At 57.4% G+C, this 4,214-nt stretch carries 3 protein-coding genes and 1 pseudogene; 3 read left to right on the top strand and 1 reads right to left on the bottom strand.

Translation table 11 applies throughout. The features are described 5' to 3' along the window. Positions 1-322, bottom strand: a pseudogene (locus ABSE61_RS36305) (PAS domain-containing sensor histidine kinase); the annotation flags it as partial. A gap of 440 nt (positions 323-762) precedes the next feature. Here ABSE61_RS36305 and ABSE61_RS36300 point away from each other — a divergent pair. The 3 genes from ABSE61_RS36300 to ABSE61_RS36290 all read left to right on the top strand — a co-directional run. Then, on the top strand, positions 763-1,008 hold the full coding sequence (locus tag ABSE61_RS36300; RefSeq protein WP_423875967.1) for a hypothetical protein: 246 nt from the start codon (positions 763-765) through the stop codon (positions 1,006-1,008). Positions 1,009-1,126: 118 nt separating this feature from the next. Continuing rightward, positions 1,127-2,959: an NAD-dependent malic enzyme gene (locus ABSE61_RS36295; RefSeq protein ID WP_423875966.1), complete on the top strand. Its 1,833-nt coding sequence runs from the start codon at positions 1,127-1,129 to the stop codon at positions 2,957-2,959. 127 nt (positions 2,960-3,086) lie between these two features. Continuing rightward, positions 3,087-4,214: class II fumarate hydratase (locus ABSE61_RS36290; protein ID WP_423875968.1), on the top strand; the 1,128-nt coding region annotated here is incomplete at its 3' end.

Here is a 4,214-nt window from a genome sequence, read left to right as displayed (position 1 = left end):
TCACACGAGCAAAAAGTTTTATCCACTTTAACCGACCATCAGGCATTTGCAGCCGGATCTCGCATTCCTGATTGTCGAAACTTGCCCGTACCCGCGCGTGAACATCGGCTAGGACGGTGATGTCGTCTGGATAAACACGCTCGGCTATCATCGCAAAAGTCGGATCGGTATTCGGCTCAAACTCGAAGATGCGATGGAGTTGCTCGGAGAAAATCAACTCGGCCGTATCCAACTGCCACGAGAACGTTCCCGCCACGCTGTTTCGCTGACCTTCGCTGACGTAGAAGTCGCTCCGCCTGAGCTGGGCCTCATTCCCGATCATCTGCGTCACCTTTCATTAAGCCAACCGATATCGCAACAATTCCGCCTTACGATACGGGTCCCTCGAGAGTTACAGTGTCCGCCCGCTGCCTCCTGGAACATTCAACGTTGGGAAGATGTTACTTATATCAATGTATGAGGGATTGGCGCTCACTGGATCAGTGGTTCTGTGCTGTGATCGTTGTAGGAATGGCGTGGGTCCCAATGGGTAACACCGGACGCATGACGGGCTTCTGGCTCGAAGAGCTCGCCGGAACCTACTAGTTTTCAAGGGCGCGCGCGTCGACATCGCGTTCGCGTCGGCAACTGTGACCGCTGCTTGATCCCAAGATTCGTGAGGTTCTTCCTCGCCGTCGCCTTCGTGATAGATGTGGTCAGTGAATTGAACGCGCTTGAGGGTTTGCCTGAGAAGTTTCTCCCCTAGCTACGAAAGGAGGCACGATGACCACAAGCTTCCAAGCCGATATTCGTCCGCTTTTTACTGAGCGAGACATTCAGGGGATGATAAAGGGGTTCAACCTAGCGAGCTATGATGAAGTCAAAGCTCACGCAGCCGCTATTTATGACCGCATTCGTGGAATTGGCGGCGCTGTCATGCCGCCGCCGCCGCCAAGGGGCGACGGCCCATGGCCGCAATCCCGCATTGATCTGTTCGCTAAATGGGTGGCCGAAGGCTGTCCACCTTGAAGGCCCAGCAACGATGGCCGTTCTTGGTGGCGAACTCCGCGCACGTCGACCGATGGGGCACTGTCGAGACGTTCCGAATGACCCTGCGGATGTCACCTACCCTTGAGGCCTGTCCAACTTGTCAGGCAGCAATTGCCCGAAAGGTCAGTCGCCAATTGCTGCGGGCTTACCATCCCGACGTATAGGTCCATCACCAGTTGATTGGCCGAGACTAAGACGAATGCACGATAGGAGTGCGCGGCGTTTGCCATCAAAAATAGCCGTAGGACAATCCGCCCCGCGTCACAGGAGAACAACCATGAGTTCTACGTTAAGAGCAGTGAAGTCTGCCGCCAGCAGAGAGCCGTTGTCGAGTGTGGGTTTGTTCACCGATCCGGTGCGCAACAAGGGGACAGCCTTTACAAGGGAAGAGCGGCGCAAGTTCGGCCTTGAAGGCCTGTTGCCTCAAGCGGTCGAAACACTCGACCGGCAGTTGGAGCGCGTGATGGGGCATCTCGACGCGAAACCCACTGACCTCGAACGTTATGTTTACCTGGCGGCCCTCGCGGACCGTAACGAGACGCTGTTCTATCGGACGCTCATGGCAGACCCTGCGCGATTTCTACCGATCGTTTACGATCCCACCGTCGCGGATGCCTGTCTCACATTTGGGCATCTGTATCGCCGAGCTCGCGGCATGTATATCGATCGAAGCATGAAGGGCCGCTTCGCTGAGGTGTTGCGTAACTGGCCGACCCGCGACGTCCGTTTCATCTGCGTTTCGACCGGGGGCCGCATTCTCGGGCTTGGCGATATCGGCGCTAACGGCATGGGAATTCCGATTGGTAAGCTCGAATTATATACCGCCTGCGCGGCAATCCCGCCAGATTGCCTGCTGCCGGTGATGTTCGACATCGGTACCACAAATGAGGCGCTTCGTGCCGATCCGCTCTATTTGGGAATACGTAGCGCGCCTCCATCGGCGAACGAACTCGACGAACTGACCGAAGAACTCGTGCAGGGTGTGCAGGAGGTTTTTCCGGGCTGCTGTATCCACTTCGAGGACTGGAAAGGCACCGATGCGATCCGCATTCTCGAGCGTTATCGTGACAAGGTGCTTTGTTTCAACGACGATATTCAAGGCACCGCGAGCGTGGCGCTCGCGGGCCTCACAACGGCGCTGCAGATCAAGAACGAGCAATTGACGGACCAGCGCATTCTCTTCCTCGGCGCGGGCTCTGCCGGGATTGGCGCGGCCAATATGCTCGTTGAGGCGATGCACGGTAAGGGGCTTTCTCTCGAACAAGCTCGTTCTCAAATCTCGCTCTTCGATGTCAATGGTCTGCTTGAGCCCAGTCGTCGTGATCTTTCGCCTTCGCAGACGGTTTACGCGCACAAGGCGCAACCGTCGAGGGATCTGTCAAAGACTATCGAGGCTCTCAAGCCGACCATCCTGATCGGCTTCAGCACCAAGGGAGGCGCCTTCACGCAGCTGGTGGTGGAAACCATGAGCCGGCTGAACGACCGCCCGATTATATTTGCGCTCTCGAATCCGACCGACAAGGCCGAGTGTACAGCCGAGCAAGCTTATCGATGGTCGAACGGAAGGGCGTTGTTTGCAGCTGGCGTACAGTTTCCAGATGTGAATTTGAACGGCCAAGTTTTCCATCCCGGTCAGGCCAACAATTTCTACATCTATCCGGCGATCGCACTGGCGACTTACGTCGCTCGCCCGCGCCGGATCACCGATGCCTGTTTCGTCGCCGCTGCCGAAGCCAGCTCGGATCAGGTCGGACCGGAACTGCGGGCAAAGGGCATGTTGTTTCCTGGTCAGGCCGACATTCTCGAGATGGAAGTCACGACGGCAACTCGTGTGGCTGAGTTCATGTTCGACAATGGACTCGCGACGGTAGAGCCGCCACGTGACATCCGGGCATGGATCGAAGGGCAGCTTTATACACCCCGCTATTGATCCCAGCCCGCGTGCCGTGTCGACACGGATTTCTTCGCCGATCTGTTAACGGCTTCCTGAACACGTCAATACCAGAGAGAGCACCGTGATCAATCAATCATCTCCCGCGAGCGTTCAACTCCCGCGCATGTTGCGTGACGTCGCCGTCGGCATCGATGCGATCGGCGAACGGAGCGAGACGGATTCCATGGGCGCTATCGACGTGCCAGCCGATCGCTATTGGGGAGCGCAAACTCAACGTAGCCTTATTCATTTTTCAATCGGTGACGACCATATGCCGAAAGCCGTCTACCGTGCATATGGTTATGTGAAAAAGGCCGCGGCCCTGGTCAACGTCGCGGCCGGCCGGCTCCCGCGCTGGAAAGCCGACGCGATCATTCGCGCGGCCGATGAGGCGATTTCCGGCAAACTCGACGGTCACTTCCCGCTGTATGTCTGGCAGACCGGCTCCGGGACGCAATCGAACATGAATGTTAACGAGGTGTTGTCGAATCGGGCCATCCAGCTGCTTGGCGGAAAGATCGGAAGCAAGTCGCCGATCCACCCCAACGATGACGTGAATCTCGGGCAGTCTTCCAACGATACCTTCCCGACAGCGATGCATATCGCTGCCATGATCGAGCTCGAACAGCATCTCCTGCCCTACGCGGAGCGGCTGGCAACGGAGATCGAGACGAAATCCCGCGAATGGATGGAGGTCGTCAAGACGGGGCGGACTCATCTGCAAGACGCCGTACCGCTAACGGTGGGGCAAGAATGGTCCGGCTACGCCAGGCAAGTGCGCGACGCACTTGTCCGGATCCGCGCGTCCGAGGCCGGTCTACTCGAACTGGCGGCTGGAGGCACCGCGGTCGGCACAGGTTTGAATGCGCCGCCGAATTTCGGTCGGGAGATTGCTGCCGAGATCGCAAAATTGACCGGGTACCCATTCATTACGGCACCGAACAAGTTTGCGGCACAAGGCTCTCTCGACGCGATGGTAGCTGCGATGTCTGCATTACGCGGATTAGCTGTTGCGTTGATGAAAATAGCCAACGATATGCGGTGGCTAGCGTCTGGCCCGCGCTGCGGACTCGGCGAGTTGTTGTTACCCGAAAACGAGCCCGGCTCGTCCATCATGCCGGGCAAGGTCAACCCGACGCAATGTGAAGCAATGGTGATGGTCTGCATCCAGGTCATTGGCGAAGACAATGCCGTAGCTTTCGCGGGCAGTCAGGGTAATTTCGAGCTCAATGCGATGCGTCCCATCATTATA

The sequence above is a fragment of the Bradyrhizobium sp. genome (assembly GCF_049519115.1).
Classification (GTDB): domain Bacteria; phylum Pseudomonadota; class Alphaproteobacteria; order Rhizobiales; family Xanthobacteraceae; genus Bradyrhizobium.
This window is presented reverse-complemented; position numbering and strand designations above follow the sequence as displayed.